The following is a 15,611-nucleotide window of genomic DNA, read 5'->3' on the forward strand; positions in this document are numbered from 1 at the left end:
ATGAACGACAATCTGGTATGCTTAGGAATTATTACCTCTCCTCACGGAATTAAAGGAGCTGTTAAAGTAAAAACCTTTACTGAAAAGCCTGAAAATATCTCCTTATATGGTAAGCTAATAAGTGGTGATGAGAATTATAAAATAGACTCAGTATCCGTCATAGGTGATAATTTAGTAATAGCTACAATAAGCGGAGTAAATTCCCGTAATGAAGCAGAGCTTTTAAGGAATAAGAAGCTATATATAGAAAGAAGCAAGTTACCAGAGCTAAATGATGAGGATGAATTTTACCAAAGTGACCTTGTAGATATTGAAGTAAGGCTGAAAAGTAATGAATTATATGGCTATGTAAAATCTGTGTATAATTTCGGCTCAGGGGATATATTAGAAATTTTAGTTATCAGCACAAAAAAACGTATTATGCTGTCTTTCACTAAAGAGATATTTCCACATATAAATATAAAGGGGAGGTATATAGTATTAAATATACCAGAATTTATTGACTAATAAAGACTTTGATATTTATATAAAGCTATTTATAATTATAAGATCAAATTGAAAATGTAATTATGGCAGAAAGAGCTAACGATATCAGACCAGGTCAGGTGTTGGAACATAACGGCGGATTATTTTTGGTTGTAGGTATTATGCATACTCAACCTGGTAAAGGTGGTGCATACATACAAGCCGAAATGAAAAACATCAAAACCGGAGCAAAACACTATGAAAGATTTCGTTCTGATGCAACAATCAGAAGGGCAATTTTAGATGAAGAGGAATATGTTTACCTTTTCACTGAAGGAAACATTGTAAATCTTATGCATCCAAGTAATTACGAGCAAATCACTATAAATTTGGACTTATTGGGAGAAAAAAAAATTTATTTACAGGATAACATGAAAATTAAAGTTGTAGCTTATCAAGACAAAATAATTTCTGCGCATGTGCCTGATTATGTTACACTTGCTGTGAAAGAAACAGAGTCTGTTATTAAAGGACAAACTGCTACTGCTTCTTATAAGCCTGCAATTTTGGAAAACGGAATGCGCGTTAACGTGCCTCAATTTATAAAAGAAGAGGATAAAATTGTAGTATATACTCCAGGTGACAGCTATTATGAAAGAGTGAAAGAGTAAAAGGAAGAATGTCCCTCTCATCACCACGAATTAATGTGATGCTTGATTCTGTGCGTAATGCTTCCAAGCAGCTTATGCGCGATTTTAATGAATTGCAAATTTCTAATGTTAAATCAGCAGACTTTATTAATAAAACTTATTCAAAATCCAAGCAAACCATATACGATTGCTTGCACGACTACAAACGAGACTATGGTTTTATTTTTGAAGATGATACTGATCAAGAAGTAAAAGATAACACTTATACCTGGTTTATTATGCCTATAGAGGGCAGGGAGAACTTTTCTAGTTGCATGGTTTATTTTGCAGTATCAGTCTGTCTCATTCATAAAAATAAAGTTGTGGCAGCTGTAATTGATGCTCCGGCTCTTAGAGAAACTTTTTGGGCAGAAGAAAAGAAAGGTGCTTTTCTTGAGGATTTTAGATCTCGTCATGTAAAAATGCGAGTGAAAAGCCGTGAAGGGGGTCTAATAGATGTAAGTGGTAATTTGTTAAATAAATTGCTGCCTGGCAATAGTAATGTACGCTCCATAGGTTCAACAATTTTAGGCTTTGCATACCTTGCGGCAGGAAGGCACAGTGGAATAATTTACTCTGGAGTTAACAAATATAAAGCCTTGCTCGGTAGACTTTTTCTGCAAGAAAGCGGTGGAAGGCTAACGGAAGACAACGGGCTAATCATTGCTGGAGATATAAAACTATAGCTAAAGTAATTTATGTTTACCTACAATTTGATAAGCGTAAAACTCGTCATTCCGCTACTTGTTAGCGGAATCCATGCTGAGATACCGCGAATAAATCGCGGTATGACGTAGGGCTGTACTAGCTATAGCATAAACAGGCTACAGAGATAGACAACTTTTCGAAAACTTTTACAAGAGATTCTGTTAAATGCTCTATCATTTCATCGGTATGATAAGGTGTAGGGGTAATACGGAAACGCTCAGTTCCTCTTGGAACTGTCGGGTAATTTATATGTTGAACATATATTCCATACTCATCAAATAATAATTTTGATGCTTTTTTGGATAACTCTGAGTTGCCAATTATTATTGGAATTATATGAGTTTCTGTTGGAATGAAGTTAATTCCTGCATTTCTCAGTGAGTTTTTTACTTTTTCAACGACTTGCTTTTGCTTTTCCCTTTCAATGTTGCTCGATTTTAGGTGCTCAACGCTTGCCTTTGCTGCCGCTGCTAAAACAGGCGACATAGCAGTGGTAAAAATAAATCCTGGAGCGGAACTTCTTATTACATCTACCAAGCTCTTTGAAGACGCTATATACCCACCCATCACTCCAAAAGCCTTTGATAGTGTACCTTGAATAACGGTTATTCTATCCATCAGACCTTCTCTTTCTGCAATTCCGCCACCATGTGAACCATACATGCCAACTGCGTGCACCTCATCCAAATAGGTAATTGCATTATGTTGATCTGCCAGGTCGCATATTTCTTTAAGCGGAGCTACATCACCATCCATTGAATATACGGATTCAAGTGCTATTATTTTTGGTGTCTTTTTGTCTATAGACTTGAGTAACTGCTCTAGATGATTAACATCATTGTGTTTAAATATATGTTTTGGCCTTTTTCCTGATTTTATGCCTTCTATCATCGAAGAATGGTTCTTCTCGTCTGAAAAAATTACTACGCCCGGAATAACAGACGATAAAGTGCTAAGTGTTGTCTGGTTAGCGAGGTAGCCACAAGCAAAAGTTAAAGCAGCCTCTTTTTTATGCAAACAAGCTAAGGATTTTTCAAGTTCAACAACCTCTTTTGTTGTACCAGATATATTTCTTGTTCCTCCAGCACCAACAGATAAATTTTGGATAGCGGCAATTACACTCTCATTTTGTGACATTCCCAAATAGTTATTACTGCACCAGACTATTACTTCCCTATTTCTTTCATAGTCCATAATGTGGGGGAGCCTACCTGGTAATGACGCAAAGTGCGTAAATTCACGGTAGCGCCCCTCATCTTTTATATCTTTTATTTTATTCAAGAATATTTCTTCGTAGTTTACCAAGTCCTTATTTACCGATAATTAACATAATTATAATAAATTATTAAATGGTAAACTACTATATTTATTATACATGTACGGCAGTAGGTACTTTCCCCGTGTTGAAAGGTTTGTCAACCTTGTTGTTTTCAACTTGGCTTTTAGGTGTACAGCAGTATATAATTGCAGCGGCAACCAGACAACAAGCTCCAACTGCTATTCCTGCAGCTAGCATTTCCAAATAAACTGCAATAGCTACTCCTGAAACAACTCCAGCTACTGCTAACGTCCATGTAGCTATGGTAGGCCACTTACTCTTTTGCGTATTTTGTGTTGCAGTAATAGAGGTTGATTGATTGTTTATAGCACTAGTTTTTTCTACTGCTGCAGGCTTTTCCTTACTGTTAATAACACCTCCAATTGTAGACACATTGTCAGCATTCGAAGAAACTTCACTTACCCCCAACTTCTTTTCACAACCCGTAATTTCTGGAGTTGTGGTAAGTGTACTATTGCTTCCGGTATTATTAGAACTTGTAGATTGGTCTCCTGAATTTGGCAAATCGTTGTTCAGTGAAATATTAACATTACCTTGTTTTGTATTATGGTTTTTAATTTCTTTTTTAATTTCTTCTACTTTACCCTTAAAGGGACCGTCTTTATTTTTTACATATTGTAGTACAAGAGTAGGAGAGTTACTTTTTAGAATATTTTCGAGTTCTTCTCTTGAGTTAGTACTGGTTTTGCTTATAAGTCCATCAATCTTTTTCTTAACAGGACTGGCAAGTTGCTTAACACCTTTTTTTCCGCTGCCTTTTTTGATTTCACCCTCCTCAAAATTATTAATTAAAGGCTCCTGCGTTGAAACCCCTGTGTTATTTAAGATAGCATTTTCTTCCTCCCCTGCAAGAACATTTTTTTCTGTCTGTTGACTGCCAGCACTTTTGGATTTTGGGTTTCTTTGACTGCTTGGTTGATTGTTATTCTCTTCATTTACTACAGCCGTATCGCCTTTTATAACAGGTGATACTGCATTATCACTGCTGCTTCTTTTATTAACTTGTGTATTCGCTTGTGTCTGTATATTTGCTTTACTGGAAGTATTGATTAATTTACTACTTTCTAACAAATTTCTAATTAGATATAGATGACTCAAAGTATCTCTATTTTTTTGATACTCATTACGAGTCATACTTGGAGAAAGTTCCATACTTATTTTTTCAAGCTGTTCTGCAATTACTGGTAAAGCTTTCTCAAATTCTTCCTTGCATATTGCCTGAAGAGCTGCGAATTTTAGGTCAACATGCTGACATAAGGGTACAACAACTCCATAACTAGCTTCTTTTATTGCATTTCTCAGTATATTTTGTATGGTTTGCCTGACTACTTGCTGTTTATTATTGAGTATGCTTTGATAAATTTGAACATGAGCTAGAACACTGACTATAATGTCTTGACTTTCAGTATTAGACAATGCAATCAGAATTGATTCATATATTTCATCAAACTCGTTGTTTTTAGATTTATGATCAAGATAATTAATAACATCATTGCTGCATTTAGCACATTTTTCACACAAGTGCTCGATAAATGCAATATTACCAGCATCCAATGCAGTTTTCAGAATTAAATCATAAATTTCTTTTCTGCCACGAGCTCCTATGTTTTTCAGGATTTGTTGCCTTAGTATTGTAATAACTTTATCATCTGCAAATGCTTGTTCATATACATCGTAAATGGCACGATCTGCACTATTAGTGTATCGTTTGCACAGGTATTCAATGACAGATGTGTGTTCCTGGCTTATCGCAGTTTCTAACAAGGTAGCAAAGCTCTTTTTTAATAACTCTTCTGTTGAGGCTTTTTTAGTTAGCTCATTAATATATCTTTCAAATGCATCTAGCACTATCGTGATGAATTCTTCATTTTTGATCAGAGATGCTGTTTCAAGCGCACCATACAAAGGATTAGGTTTACTTGTTTTTAACACCTGTCCAAAATCTCTTAAAACGTATTCGACAAAAACTGTCTCTAGTAATTCTTGCTCTTTTCTTAGTGCTATAACTGAGAAAAAGTCAATCTTATTAGGTTCGACAAGTTGTATAGCTTGACCTTTTAATCTTCCATAAACTCCATCAGTACCATGGAATTTTTCTATAAAAGCTTCAATATATTTTTGACCACCAACAAGTACAGGTAAAAGACTTAAATTTTCTTCAGCAAAAAGAAAATCCTGATATTGCTCTACTAGCTTGTCATTAGCTGCAATTGCCAATAATACCAATTCTTTTACTGAATAATCACACTCAAAATTCTCCTGATCAAATTTATACTGTGATAGTACATTTGAGTATATATGTTGATGATCGCTTCTATCTTGTAAATCTAAGTTAAGTTGTTGCTCACAAAAACTCTTTAAATTTACATTATCCAGCGTAATAGACCTGCCTTCATAATCTTCAATATTTTGTACAACCTTGTCTAGTTCTTCACAATTATCTTCTTGTATAGCTTGATTTAGGATATTTGTTATTTCAGCGAAAGTTAAACTTTTAGGAATGGTATCAAATGAACCTTCATCTTTTGATTCTACGGTAAACGACCTATCACAACCATCAGGAAAGTTTGCAAGTATTGCATTCTCTAAACTTAGATCTTCAGAGGGTGTGCTACATGGAGTAGCTGGTATCTCTTGACTTTCGCTATCTAAAACTTCAAACTCTTCTTCAATACCTGAATCTTCAGAATCTGGTTTTTCAAAACCATGCCAACTTTTGATTAATCTTTCAGAATTTGATTGGCCCTGTGAAGTTTTATCCTGTGATACAAAGTCTCTAAAATTGGAACCAAACATGTTTTACCTCCTAACTAGCAGCTAAGCTAAGTATAGCATTAAACAGAAATCTTGCCAAGCAAATTATTCAATCTCTTAGCAAACAGACTTACATCATCCATCTCTTCACCTTCCACGATGCAAGCTTGGTAAAATAATAAATGAATCATGTCTTCCAATGTTGGGTTTTCACCACTTTCAGCATAAGATTTCATTATACTCTTTATTACAGGATGCTTAGTATTAATTTCAAGCACCTTTGGCGTGCGGTAATTTAGCTGCTTTTGTTCACGCAAAAAACGCTCCATGCGAAGATCCATAGCACCTTCATCAACCGCTAGGCATACGGGACTATCAGTCAATTTTTTGGAAATTTTTACGCTTTTTACTGAATCTCCAAGCACTGTGGTAAAATATTGCAGTATAGTTTCCTCAGTTTTTTCTTCATTCGATTTATTTTCTTCATCTGTCTTATCTTCTTCTGAAGAGAATTTTTCCAAATCAACATCTGCACGGGTTACAGACTTGATTTTCTGATCTTTGTATTCATGAATTACACTAGTCCAAAAGTCATCAACTGGATCAACAAATAGGAGCACTTCTAGTCCTTTACTGACGAATCCCTCAAGTTGCGGACTGTTTTTCACTGAATCCAAGCTATTTCCAGTGAGATAATAGATATGCTCCTGCTCAGGCTTCATTCTGCTTATATAGTCATCAATGCTGACTAATTTCTCATCACCAGTGCTATGAAATCTGCAAATCGAGAGCAGCGCTTCTCTCTCATCAGTTGGCATAGCTTCACAAAGACCCTCTTTTAATACTGCACCAAAATTGGTCCAGAATTTTGTGTACTCCTCTAAATTCTCTTTTGCCTTTTTACCGAGCTCTGATATCGCGCGTTTAGTGAGGGATTTCCTGATTTGCTCAACAACACGATTATTCTGCAACGTTTCTCTGCTGATATTAAGAGGTAAGTCCGGTGAATCAACAATACCTTTCAAGAAACGTAAATACTGCGGTATGATCTGTACATTATCTTCAGTGATAAATACTTTATTTACATATAACTTAACAGAGCAACGTCTATCTGGATGGAATAAATCAAAAGGTTTTATAGAAGGAACATAAAGCAAATTTGTATATTCTATTGCACCTTCATTTTTATTATGCAATATCATCCAGGGCTCCCCGCCAACGTGGGCAACACTGCGGAAAAAATCGTTGTGCTCCTCTTGAGTAACATCATTTTTTGGCTTAGTCCAAATTGCAGCCTTACTGTTTAACTTTTCACTTTTTCCTTCTTCGTCTATAAATTCAACAGGAAAATTTATGTGATCAGAGTAAGTAGTGACAATATTTTCAACACGAAATTTATCTAAAAACTCGTTTTCTTCAGGATGCATAATGAGCGTAATTTTGGTTCCGCGAGGGACTTGATTATCTGACTTGCTGATTGAATATTCCCCATCTCCTTTGGATTGCCAGATCCAAGACTCCTCTTCTCCAGCTTTTCTCGATTCTACTATTACTTCTGATGCAACCATAAAGCTTGAGTAAAAACCAACACCAAACTTCCCAATCAGCTCCACAGTTTGGCTTGAATCCTTGCTATTCTTAATCGCATCCAAGAACTTTTGCGTACCAGAGCTTGCAATTGTACCAAGATTGTCTATTAAATCCTGTCTATTCATTCCAATGCCATTATCAGTGATATATAGCTCGTTCTTATCTTTATTGGAGCTGATAGTGATTTTTAATTCGTCACTCAAATCTAGCAAATTAGGGTTTAGTTGAGATTCATAGCGCAACTTATCACATGCATCTGATGCATTTGATATTAATTCACGCAGAAAAATGTCTTTATTGGTGTAAAGTGAATGAATCACTATATTAAGTACTTTCCCTACCTCAGCGTCAAATTTTAAATTTTCAGTTTCTTGTACATTATGCATTTTGAGCTCCATTATTTGCCTACTACCCTAATAATTTAAGTATTGAATCACGATCTTTCAAGGTCACGTACACCAAAATTAATGTGGGTGTAGTTATTATGACACCCAATTTATGGGATCTCTTGCATAACAAACTTTTGGCAGCGCATTGGATGAAACGAAAAACTTCCTTGACACCCTTCGCCAGCCCCCTTATCATGAAACTGAAGCTATTTATTTATCTTCGCAATCTCTGCAGTGGATTAATGACAAAAAAACTTAATGTATTTGGCGTAAATCATGCTTAATTTTTTGCACTATGTGCACCTCATGTCTTTATCAAATTTCTAGCTACACAAGCTGAAATACGCTATTTAAAACATCAAAAAACGCCAACTTAAAAAATGGATAGTGAATAATTAGCTACCCTAGGGTTTCTTTGCCTTTTTTTCTGTTTAGTAAATTTCTTAACGTTTATAATTTAGATTAGTTGCGGCTTAAAAGCGGCTGAGTCACGGTTATTAAGCGTTTAGAATAAAAAAACGCCATACTTGAAAGTATAATGTAAGTAACTAGCCAACCATCGGGCTTTTTTTGCCTTTTTTTTCGTTTGGTAAATTTTTTAATACTTAGATTAGTTGCAATTTAAGAGACCAGAAATGGTCAGTGCTTGGCACTGGAATAACGTCCTCCTTTGTTATCCCAGTGCCCAGACACTGGGATCCAGGAAACTTAATTGCAAGTAATGCATTGGATTTGGTGAGTATGGGTTTTATGTTATAGAATGAAACACTTTTGGTGAATTTGTAAAGAAAACTGGATCCCAGTGTTTGGGCACTGGGATGACAAGGTATAAACCTTATCGTCATGCCGCCGCGAACCGTCATACCGCGATTCATTCGCGGTATCTCAGCCGCTAACAAGAGATCCCGCTAACAAGTAGCGGGATGACGGTTGTCGTTCAGCCACAAACATTAAGAAATTTACCAAACGAAAAAAAAGGCAAAAGAAGCCCTGGGGTTATTATCCGCTTTAAAATATTGGCGTTTTTTATGTTTTAAACGCTTGACAAGCGAGATTCAGCCGCTTTTAATTGCAACTAACCTACGCTGCAAATGTTTAAGAAATTTACTAAGCAGAAAAAAAGACAAAGAATCCCCGAGTTAGCTAGTCTTTTACTATCTCTGTCGAGTATTGGCATTTTTTGATGTCTTGTAACGCTTTATAAGCGCGTTCAGCTTATTTAGATAAAAATCTAGATGTAGATGAAGTTTTGTAAAGACATACAGTATCTATATACTGCAAAAAATTGAACATAAGACGCCGACACATTAAGTAATCCTTACCTTTTAATCTGCAGATTGGCGAAAGCAAATACAATAGCTTCAGTTTCATGATAAGAGGGCTGGCGGAGTTTGTCAAGCAAGTTTTTTCGTTTCTATTCCCAATAAAAGTTTGTTATATGGTTATGCAAGAAGTCTAATGAATCGCGGTATGACGTCTTAGCTATAGATGCTGGTTTGTGTGATTTCAAGAGAAGTTTAGTAGATAAGTTGTGTTTTAAACCAGATTCGGTATTTTAAACTGAACATTTTCAGTAATACCACCTGGCATAACTGAAATTTTTACACTCAGGTTTACTTTTAGGTAGTCTATTAATTCATCAACTAATATGTCAGGAGCGGAAGCACCTGCGGTGATTCCTATCTTTTCTACGCCCTGAAACCAGCTTTTATTCACACAGCTGTAATTATCAATCAAGTAGGCTCTTTTTCCTCTGGCAGTGCACAGATCTAATAAGCGGTTTGAATTTGAGCTATTTTTACTTCCTACAACTAATACCATGTCTACAATTTCAGCTAGCTTTTTAACAGCATTTTGTCTGTTTTGCGTTGCATAGCATATGTCCTTTAAATCTGGACCTGTTATGCCTGGAAACCTTAATTTCAAGGCAGCAATAATGTCACGGGTATCGTCGATGCTTAACGTAGTTTGTGTAACATAAGACAAATTATCTGGATCTTTAACCTTTAAATCATATACATCCTGCAAAGTTTGCACTAAAGTGATAGGATTGTTTACTCTTCCCCTAATTCCCTTAACTTCTGGATGGTTTTCATGCCCAATGAGAATTAATTCTTTACCACTGTTTTCATACCTTTTTGCTTCTTTATGCACTTTGTTGACTAAAGGACATGTTGCATCAATCACTTGAATACCCTTTCTTTTTGCCTCATCTTCTATATTTTTTGATACTCCGTGCGCGCTGAAGATCAGTATTCCTTCATTATCTTCAATTTCCTCGATACTGCTTACAAAAACCACTCCTTGTTTCTTAAAGTCCTCTACTATATATTTATTGTGAACAATTTCGTGTAGCACATAAACTTGGCGCTCGTTTTTGTATTTTTCTAAAGTAATAGCTAATATGTCCACAGCTCTTTTTACCCCGGCACAAAAACCTCGTGGTTCAGCTAAGATGATTTCCATTTTTGTCAAATCAAGTAAATATGCAAGCATTACTTAAAAATAAGCTCCGCTCACTGTGTTTTATAGTACCATTATTTATATTTTATATAATAATTATTTTTCGCATATTCTCTTTAACATTTGATCAACTTACTACTTCAGAAAATTTTAGAAAAGATAATATAGTACATAAACAACCTGATATTTTAGATAGAAATGGAGTGGTAATAGCAACAAATGTGCCCACAACATCACTATATATAGATGCAACCAAAGTAAAGAATCCGGAAAGTATAGCAGCACAACTGTGTTCTACTTTGCATGACCTCGAATACAAGAACTTATATAGAGTACTTACTTCAGAAAAGAAATTTGCTTGGATAAAGCGGCACTTGACTCCAAAAGAATTACTAGCGATCAAAAACGCTGGTGTACAGGAGTAAATTTTGATGACGACATAAAGCGTATATATCCTCACAGTAATTTATTTTCACACGTGCTTGGTTACACTGACATAGATGGCAATGGTATTGCAGGAGTTGAGGCGTATATAAGTAAAAACAATGAGCAAGAAAAGCCCATAATACTATCCTTAGATACACGAGTGCAAAGCATAGTGCATGAAGAGCTAACTAAAGCTGTAAGCAGATATCAGGCACTTGGCGGAGTAGGAATTGTTTTAAATGTGAGAAATAGTGAAGTTATCTCGATGGTCAGCCTACCTGATTTTAATCCCAACTTACAGAATAAGGCAGAAGACGTACAAAAGTTTAATCGCGCCAGTCTTGGGGTATATGAGATGGGGTCGGTATTAAAATACTTTACAATAGCCGCAGCGCTTGATGCGAACGCTACAAAAACTAGCGATTTATATGACGTATCAACACCAATCACCATCGGAAAGTATAAAATTCAGGATTTTCATAAATCTAAAATTCCAAAAATTACTGTGCAAGATATATTTGTAAAATCATCCAACATTGGTGCAGCAAAAATTGCAGTCAAACTAGGTATTGAAAAACAGGTAGAATACTTTAAAGCTATGAAGCTATTTTCTCCTTTGAAAATAGAAATACCAGAAAAATCCACACCGATAATCCCGGATAAATGGAGTGAAACCACTTTAATAACAGCATCTTATGGTTATGGCATAGCTGTAACTCCTATACATCTTGCACAAACTGCAGCAGCATTAATCAACAATGGGATATTTCATAACGCAACCTTGATGTTGAATAAAAGAAGTATAGGAGAGCAAATTATCTCAAGAAGAACTTCCAGGGAAATGAGAAAATTATTACGTGCAGCAGTAACAGATGGCACTGGCAGAAAAGCAAAAATAAAGGCATATTCAATAGGAGGAAAAACTGGATCGGCGGAAAAAGTTGTAGATGGTAAATATAGCAAAGATGCAAACATAGCATCATTTATAGGAGTGCTAACTATGCTTGACCCAAGGTACATAGTGCTAATTGCTATTGATGAGCCTCAAGGGATGCACCATACCGGGGGAATAATTGCTGCGCCTATAGTAAAGAACATTATAAATAGAATAGCGCCTATACTAAATGTTACACCTGAGATGTAAAATTATGATTGCTTTACTACAACTTCAAATTTATCATCACCAAAATCCTTATTAATATACCAAGAACCATCATCTTTAGTTACAAATTCAAGACCTTTAAGGTCTTTTTTTATTGTCTTTCCATTTTGACCATCAATAGCGATATTAATATCGAATGTAATAATGTCTAGATTTATCATAGCTTCTTTCCCGCTGCACGAATTTAGACTGAACTTGCCTAACATGACATCATTAAAACTCACTTCCCCTGTATAGACATCACACTGACCGTCCACACAACACGTAGTTTCAATATAGAAAAGATCTGACATACAAAATACCTTAAAAAAAAGAACTAAACATATATGGCCACTACACCACACCGCTAACAAGTAGTAAAGCGTCGATAAACCTAAGTTACTTTAGCTACGTAGCCATAATACAGCTAGAAATGTAAAATTCAACAGTTAATTGTGTGATTAATAGAGAAGTCTTATTTAGTACACCTTATAGGAATGGCTGTTTAGTTTTTTTGTTAATCTTTTTTACCATGCTGTCAATCATATGCTTTATCCCTTGATATACAGAGTATGTACTTTCGTCGCTACGCATATAAGCAGAACAGGAAAATACATTATGTTCTTCGTCTTCTATTGATAACTCTGTATCGCATTTTATGTGCTCGCCGCCAAGCCTTTCTATCAACTGTTCTCTGTCATCTCCTATAGTTACCTTAACCTTACTTTCTTCTTTACCTATCTTGCTACTTAAAATTGAAACAATGATGGCTGGAGATATGCATATCGCTCCTATTGGCTTTTTTGTAACAAAAAATTCTGAAACTAATCTTTCAAATTCAGGCATTACTGTCACCATGTCTTTACTTTCAGCTAAGTCAGATAAATTTTTCGCAACCCCGTATCCACCAGGTACAACTAGCATGTCAAAATTTTCAGCTTTGGCTTCTTTTAAGTCATATATTTCGCCTCTTGCGATTCTTGCTGCTTCCACAAGTACATTCCTTTTTTCTTTTGTTGCCTCTTTTGTTCTATGATTCATAACTTGTGTGATATTGATATCAGGTGCAAAGCATTTAACATCCACTTCCTGCTGATCAAGCACAAGCAAACTTAAAACCGCTTCTCTTACCTCTGCACCGTCAAGGTGACCACACCCTGATAAGACCACAGCAGCTTTTAATTTTTTTTCACCCATAAAGTACCTTGATTTCATATAATCTAGATATTTTAATACAAATTCTATATTTGGAAAGGGGTATGTTATATCAATTATAATATAATTAATGATTAGTATGTATAATTAGGCATATTTATAATCAACGAAGCTGAATATGGAATCTAGCAATAGTATGTTTTTTGACACTGACTATCCAGAACTAAGAAAAGCTATTTCAGATATAATAGAAAGTATTGCACAATCCTCACAAGAGGGGAAAAAAGAGTTATTTACAACCCTATCAGAACAAGTTAAAGGGATGAACCTCAATGATTTAGGTTTAGCGATTAATGACCAAGGCTTGCAAAAGGAGGTCAACAAAGAATTATTTATAAAATTCATTGAAGAAGCGCTTGAAGGTTTAACTTCTGAAAATGTTGACTCAAAAATAATAGAAGAGGCGTTAAAATCTGTTAATCAGCAAGCAATAAGTAATGTTATAAATAATAATAAAGGTCCACTGGACAATCTAGTCAATTATTTTAAATCAGCATCTGCAAATAAAAAAATTGGAATAGCTTCTGCCGTAATGGTATTAGGAGCAGCATTTTCTCCACTTATTGTGCTTGCTACATTAATAGCACTTGTAGGTATTGGAGCACGTTATGCAGGAATAGGTATAGTAAAGGCAGGGGAAAAAATAAAAGAAGGTGCGATTGATGCAGGAAAAGCAGTGAAAAGTTTATCTAAAAATTTAGGGGATAAATTGCCTGAGGTTGGGCCAAAAAAAGATAACTTTAGTAAATTATACAACAGTTTGGCTCAAGAGATTATAGGCTATAATATGTCCGAAGAAGGTGAAAAAATAAAAAACGCCCAGAGTAAAGCAAAGGTCATAGGCATGCTTCAAAATGAAGGGCAGCGATCTGCTATACAAGAGTTAGTAAAGAATGGAACTATTCAAAATTTTTCAGAAGATGACATGAAAAAGCTTAGAGAAAAAGGTACTAGTACTTATGAAAGTGATAAGGAAGCACTTGAGGAACTTATGGAGAAATTTCAATCTAAAATTATGGCCATTGGTGAGGGTAAAATAGAGGAGGTAGAAAAAATGGTTAATGATAAAGTTAACCAAATGAAGTCACCAGTTCCTCAATTAGATAGTCCAAGTTCTGAACAAGCGAGTACAGGAGAAACCAAAACCCTCTGATGGCTTGGAGAGGGAGGGAATGGAAAAGGTAGAGATCTATTCTTTTTTATCCACTTTTTTGAGCAATCCACTTCCACATCTAACACACATCTCAGTGATTATAATATCCAATTTTTGATCATGTTTTTCTACAGGTAAATCTTTACAATATTGTTTCTCATAGGCTACACCTATAAATATTTTTCCAAGTGGCCGCAGTTTTTCTATCATTGTATCATACCAACCACCGCCAAAACCCAATCTATTAAAATGATCATCAAAAGCAATAACAGGAGTAATGATTGTGTCGGGAATTACGTCTTCATTTGTTTTGTTCCATTCCTCAAATTTTAGTAACTTATTTTTATTAGGAATTGCTACTTTATAATCTAAATCGAGTAAACTATGCATCAAAGGCACAACATCTATTTCCTCATCCATTGGAATGTAAGCTGCTATTGTTTTGCCTTTAACGTAGCTTAAGTTCTGATTAAAGAGATTAATAAGGGAATTTGCCGCATAACTGGAATAACTTTCATCAATATCTTTTCTTATAGCTCTATATTGCTCTCTTATTTCCTTTTTGTGCTGTTTAATATCTTTGAACATGATCTATCCATTTTGCAGTAAGTTTTTCTTGTAAACTATTTTGCTTCAAGCGCTCACTTAAAAAGTCAAAGTCAACACACCCCATATCCTGGTCTTGATTACTGCAACTATAAACAAAACTCCTTTCTCCTGTTTTCGCATTTATATGTTGCTGCACACACTGAGCGCAGATTTCTTTCATCATACACTGCATAGGAGAATTAACTGATGATATCGCTATGTGGCCTGATTTCAGATATGGCTTTAAAATTGTTTTTCTAGCTTCATTCACAGCTTTCATCATTTTGTCAGAACCAATAGTGATAATTTTATCTATAACGTTCAAATTAATACCTAATCTTCCTTGTTGATAAGAGACTATTGCATCAACTATATTACCATGAAAGGATTTATCTTGATCTCTGCTTGTTTCTATCAATCCTTCTTCACATGCCCAAACTACTGCATTTGATGCACGCTCTATCAGTGCTCGTTTAAATACATCACTTAACTTCTTATAGCCAGCAAAGTACAAAACCTTGTTATTATTTTCAAGACATGCCTTCCCTATCGAAAATAACACTGCATTTCCAACTCCACCACCAATTAGCATTATATTCTTCATGTGCTATTTTAACTGCATTTGTTCAAATTTTTTGAAATTTTATAGAACAAAGTAATTTATATAGTTCTATACACAAAGACAAGAACA

The 15,611-nt window shown here is 35.2% G+C and carries 15 protein-coding genes; 6 read left to right on the forward strand and 9 right to left on the reverse strand.

Features of this window, described 5'->3' with window-relative positions; translation table 11 throughout:
- The 3 genes from rimM to ACQH2O_RS02120 all read left to right on the forward strand — a co-directional run bounded on the left by rimM (window position 1) and on the right by ACQH2O_RS02120 (window position 1,840).
- Entirely contained in the window at window positions 1-507 is a 507-nt protein-coding gene (gene rimM / locus ACQH2O_RS02110; protein ID WP_425385252.1) for a ribosome maturation factor RimM, read from the forward strand.
- A gap of 62 nt (window positions 508-569) precedes the next feature.
- A complete protein-coding gene (gene efp, locus ACQH2O_RS02115; RefSeq protein WP_006279719.1) occupies window positions 570-1,136 on the forward strand; it encodes an elongation factor P in 567 nt (188 codons plus the stop codon).
- Window positions 1,137-1,144: 8 nt separating this feature from the next.
- Entirely contained in the window at window positions 1,145-1,840 is a 696-nt protein-coding gene (locus tag ACQH2O_RS02120; RefSeq protein ID WP_006279720.1) for an inositol monophosphatase family protein, read from the forward strand.
- Between the two features lie 118 nt (window positions 1,841-1,958).
- On the opposite strand, the gene hemA is transcribed toward ACQH2O_RS02120, so the two are convergent.
- The 5 genes from hemA to ispH form a co-directional block, all read right to left on the reverse strand.
- Window positions 1,959-3,167, reverse strand: coding sequence for a 5-aminolevulinate synthase (gene hemA, locus ACQH2O_RS02125; protein ID WP_425385253.1), 1,209 nt, complete (start codon window positions 3,165-3,167; stop codon window positions 1,959-1,961).
- 64 nt (window positions 3,168-3,231) lie between these two features.
- Window positions 3,232-5,997 (reverse strand): host RNA manipulator TomO, encoded by a 2,766-nt coding sequence (locus ACQH2O_RS02130; RefSeq protein ID WP_425385254.1) that lies wholly within the window; start codon window positions 5,995-5,997, stop codon window positions 3,232-3,234.
- A 38-nt stretch (window positions 5,998-6,035) separates the two neighbouring features.
- Window positions 6,036-7,931 (reverse strand): molecular chaperone HtpG, encoded by a 1,896-nt coding sequence (htpG, locus tag ACQH2O_RS02135; RefSeq protein ID WP_095742876.1) that lies wholly within the window; start codon window positions 7,929-7,931, stop codon window positions 6,036-6,038.
- 608 nt (window positions 7,932-8,539) lie between these two features.
- Window positions 8,540-8,833, reverse strand: a complete 294-nt coding sequence (locus ACQH2O_RS02140) for a hypothetical protein (protein ID WP_244226830.1) — start codon at window positions 8,831-8,833, stop codon at window positions 8,540-8,542.
- A 637-nt stretch (window positions 8,834-9,470) separates the two neighbouring features.
- Window positions 9,471-10,400: a 4-hydroxy-3-methylbut-2-enyl diphosphate reductase gene (ispH, locus tag ACQH2O_RS02145; protein WP_010963148.1), complete on the reverse strand. Its 930-nt coding sequence runs from the start codon at window positions 10,398-10,400 to the stop codon at window positions 9,471-9,473.
- Between the two features lie 20 nt (window positions 10,401-10,420).
- Between ispH and ACQH2O_RS02150 the strand changes: the two genes are divergently transcribed.
- Both ACQH2O_RS02150 and ACQH2O_RS02155 read left to right on the forward strand, forming a co-directional pair.
- Complete coding sequence (locus tag ACQH2O_RS02150) at window positions 10,421-10,822, forward strand: hypothetical protein (RefSeq protein WP_425385255.1); 402 nt, start codon at window positions 10,421-10,423, stop codon at window positions 10,820-10,822.
- The gene (locus ACQH2O_RS02155) at window positions 10,756-11,967 is read left to right on the forward strand and encodes a peptidoglycan D,D-transpeptidase FtsI family protein (RefSeq protein WP_425385256.1); all 1,212 of its coding nucleotides are present in this window, start codon (window positions 10,756-10,758) and stop codon (window positions 11,965-11,967) included. Before ACQH2O_RS02150 ends, ACQH2O_RS02155 begins: the two co-directional genes overlap by 67 nt.
- 2 nt (window positions 11,968-11,969) lie before the next feature.
- On the opposite strand, the gene ACQH2O_RS02160 is transcribed toward ACQH2O_RS02155, so the two are convergent.
- Both ACQH2O_RS02160 and elbB read right to left on the reverse strand, forming a co-directional pair.
- Window positions 11,970-12,278 (reverse strand): hypothetical protein, encoded by a 309-nt coding sequence (locus ACQH2O_RS02160; RefSeq protein ID WP_010081942.1) that lies wholly within the window; start codon window positions 12,276-12,278, stop codon window positions 11,970-11,972.
- Window positions 12,279-12,453: 175 nt separating this feature from the next.
- On the reverse strand, window positions 12,454-13,161 hold the full coding sequence (gene elbB / locus ACQH2O_RS02165; protein ID WP_022626165.1) for an isoprenoid biosynthesis glyoxalase ElbB: 708 nt from the start codon (window positions 13,159-13,161) through the stop codon (window positions 12,454-12,456).
- Window positions 13,162-13,297: 136 nt separating this feature from the next.
- On the opposite strand from elbB, the gene ACQH2O_RS02170 reads away from it, so the two are divergent.
- Window positions 13,298-14,332, forward strand: coding sequence for a hypothetical protein (locus tag ACQH2O_RS02170; RefSeq protein ID WP_425385257.1), 1,035 nt, complete (start codon window positions 13,298-13,300; stop codon window positions 14,330-14,332).
- 36 nt (window positions 14,333-14,368) lie between these two features.
- Here the strand turns inward: ACQH2O_RS02170 and ACQH2O_RS02175 are convergent, their stop codons facing one another.
- A complete protein-coding gene (locus ACQH2O_RS02175) occupies window positions 14,369-14,920 on the reverse strand; it encodes a 5-formyltetrahydrofolate cyclo-ligase (protein WP_010963143.1) in 552 nt (183 codons plus the stop codon).
- Window positions 14,904-15,524 carry a hypothetical protein gene (locus ACQH2O_RS02180; protein WP_006279429.1) on the reverse strand — a complete coding sequence of 207 codons (621 nt, stop codon included), beginning with the start codon at window positions 15,522-15,524 and terminating at the stop codon, window positions 14,904-14,906. Before ACQH2O_RS02180 ends, ACQH2O_RS02175 begins: the two co-directional genes overlap by 17 nt.
- Between the last annotated feature and the right edge of the window lie 87 nt (window positions 15,525-15,611).

The sequence above is a fragment of the Wolbachia endosymbiont (group B) of Schoenobius gigantella genome (genome assembly GCF_964031005.1).
Classification (GTDB): domain Bacteria; phylum Pseudomonadota; class Alphaproteobacteria; order Rickettsiales; family Anaplasmataceae; genus Wolbachia; species Wolbachia pipientis.

Bases quoted from the DNA above. Each gene is read 5' to 3' on its own strand.
- rimM (WP_425385252.1), top strand. From the start codon at position 1: ATGAACGACAATCTGGTATGCTTAGGAATTATTACCTCTCCTCACGGA.
- efp (WP_006279719.1), top strand. From the start codon at position 570: ATGGCAGAAAGAGCTAACGATATCAGACCAGGTCAGGTGTTGGAACAT.
- ACQH2O_RS02120 (WP_006279720.1), top strand. From the start codon at position 1,145: ATGTCCCTCTCATCACCACGAATTAATGTGATGCTTGATTCTGTGCGT.
- ACQH2O_RS02130 (WP_425385254.1), bottom strand. From the start codon at position 5,997: ATGTTTGGTTCCAATTTTAGAGACTTTGTATCACAGGATAAAACTTCA.
- htpG (WP_095742876.1), bottom strand. From the start codon at position 7,931: ATGCATAATGTACAAGAAACTGAAAATTTAAAATTTGACGCTGAGGTA.
- ispH (WP_010963148.1), bottom strand. From the start codon at position 10,400: ATGGAAATCATCTTAGCTGAACCACGAGGTTTTTGTGCCGGGGTAAAA.
- ACQH2O_RS02150 (WP_425385255.1), top strand. From the start codon at position 10,421: ATGCAAGCATTACTTAAAAATAAGCTCCGCTCACTGTGTTTTATAGTA.
- ACQH2O_RS02160 (WP_010081942.1), bottom strand. From the start codon at position 12,278: ATGTCAGATCTTTTCTATATTGAAACTACGTGTTGTGTGGACGGTCAG.
- elbB (WP_022626165.1), bottom strand. From the start codon at position 13,161: ATGGGTGAAAAAAAATTAAAAGCTGCTGTGGTCTTATCAGGGTGTGGT.
- ACQH2O_RS02170 (WP_425385257.1), top strand. From the start codon at position 13,298: ATGGAATCTAGCAATAGTATGTTTTTTGACACTGACTATCCAGAACTA.
- ACQH2O_RS02175 (WP_010963143.1), bottom strand. From the start codon at position 14,920: ATGTTCAAAGATATTAAACAGCACAAAAAGGAAATAAGAGAGCAATAT.
- ACQH2O_RS02180 (WP_006279429.1), bottom strand. From the start codon at position 15,524: ATGAAGAATATAATGCTAATTGGTGGTGGAGTTGGAAATGCAGTGTTA.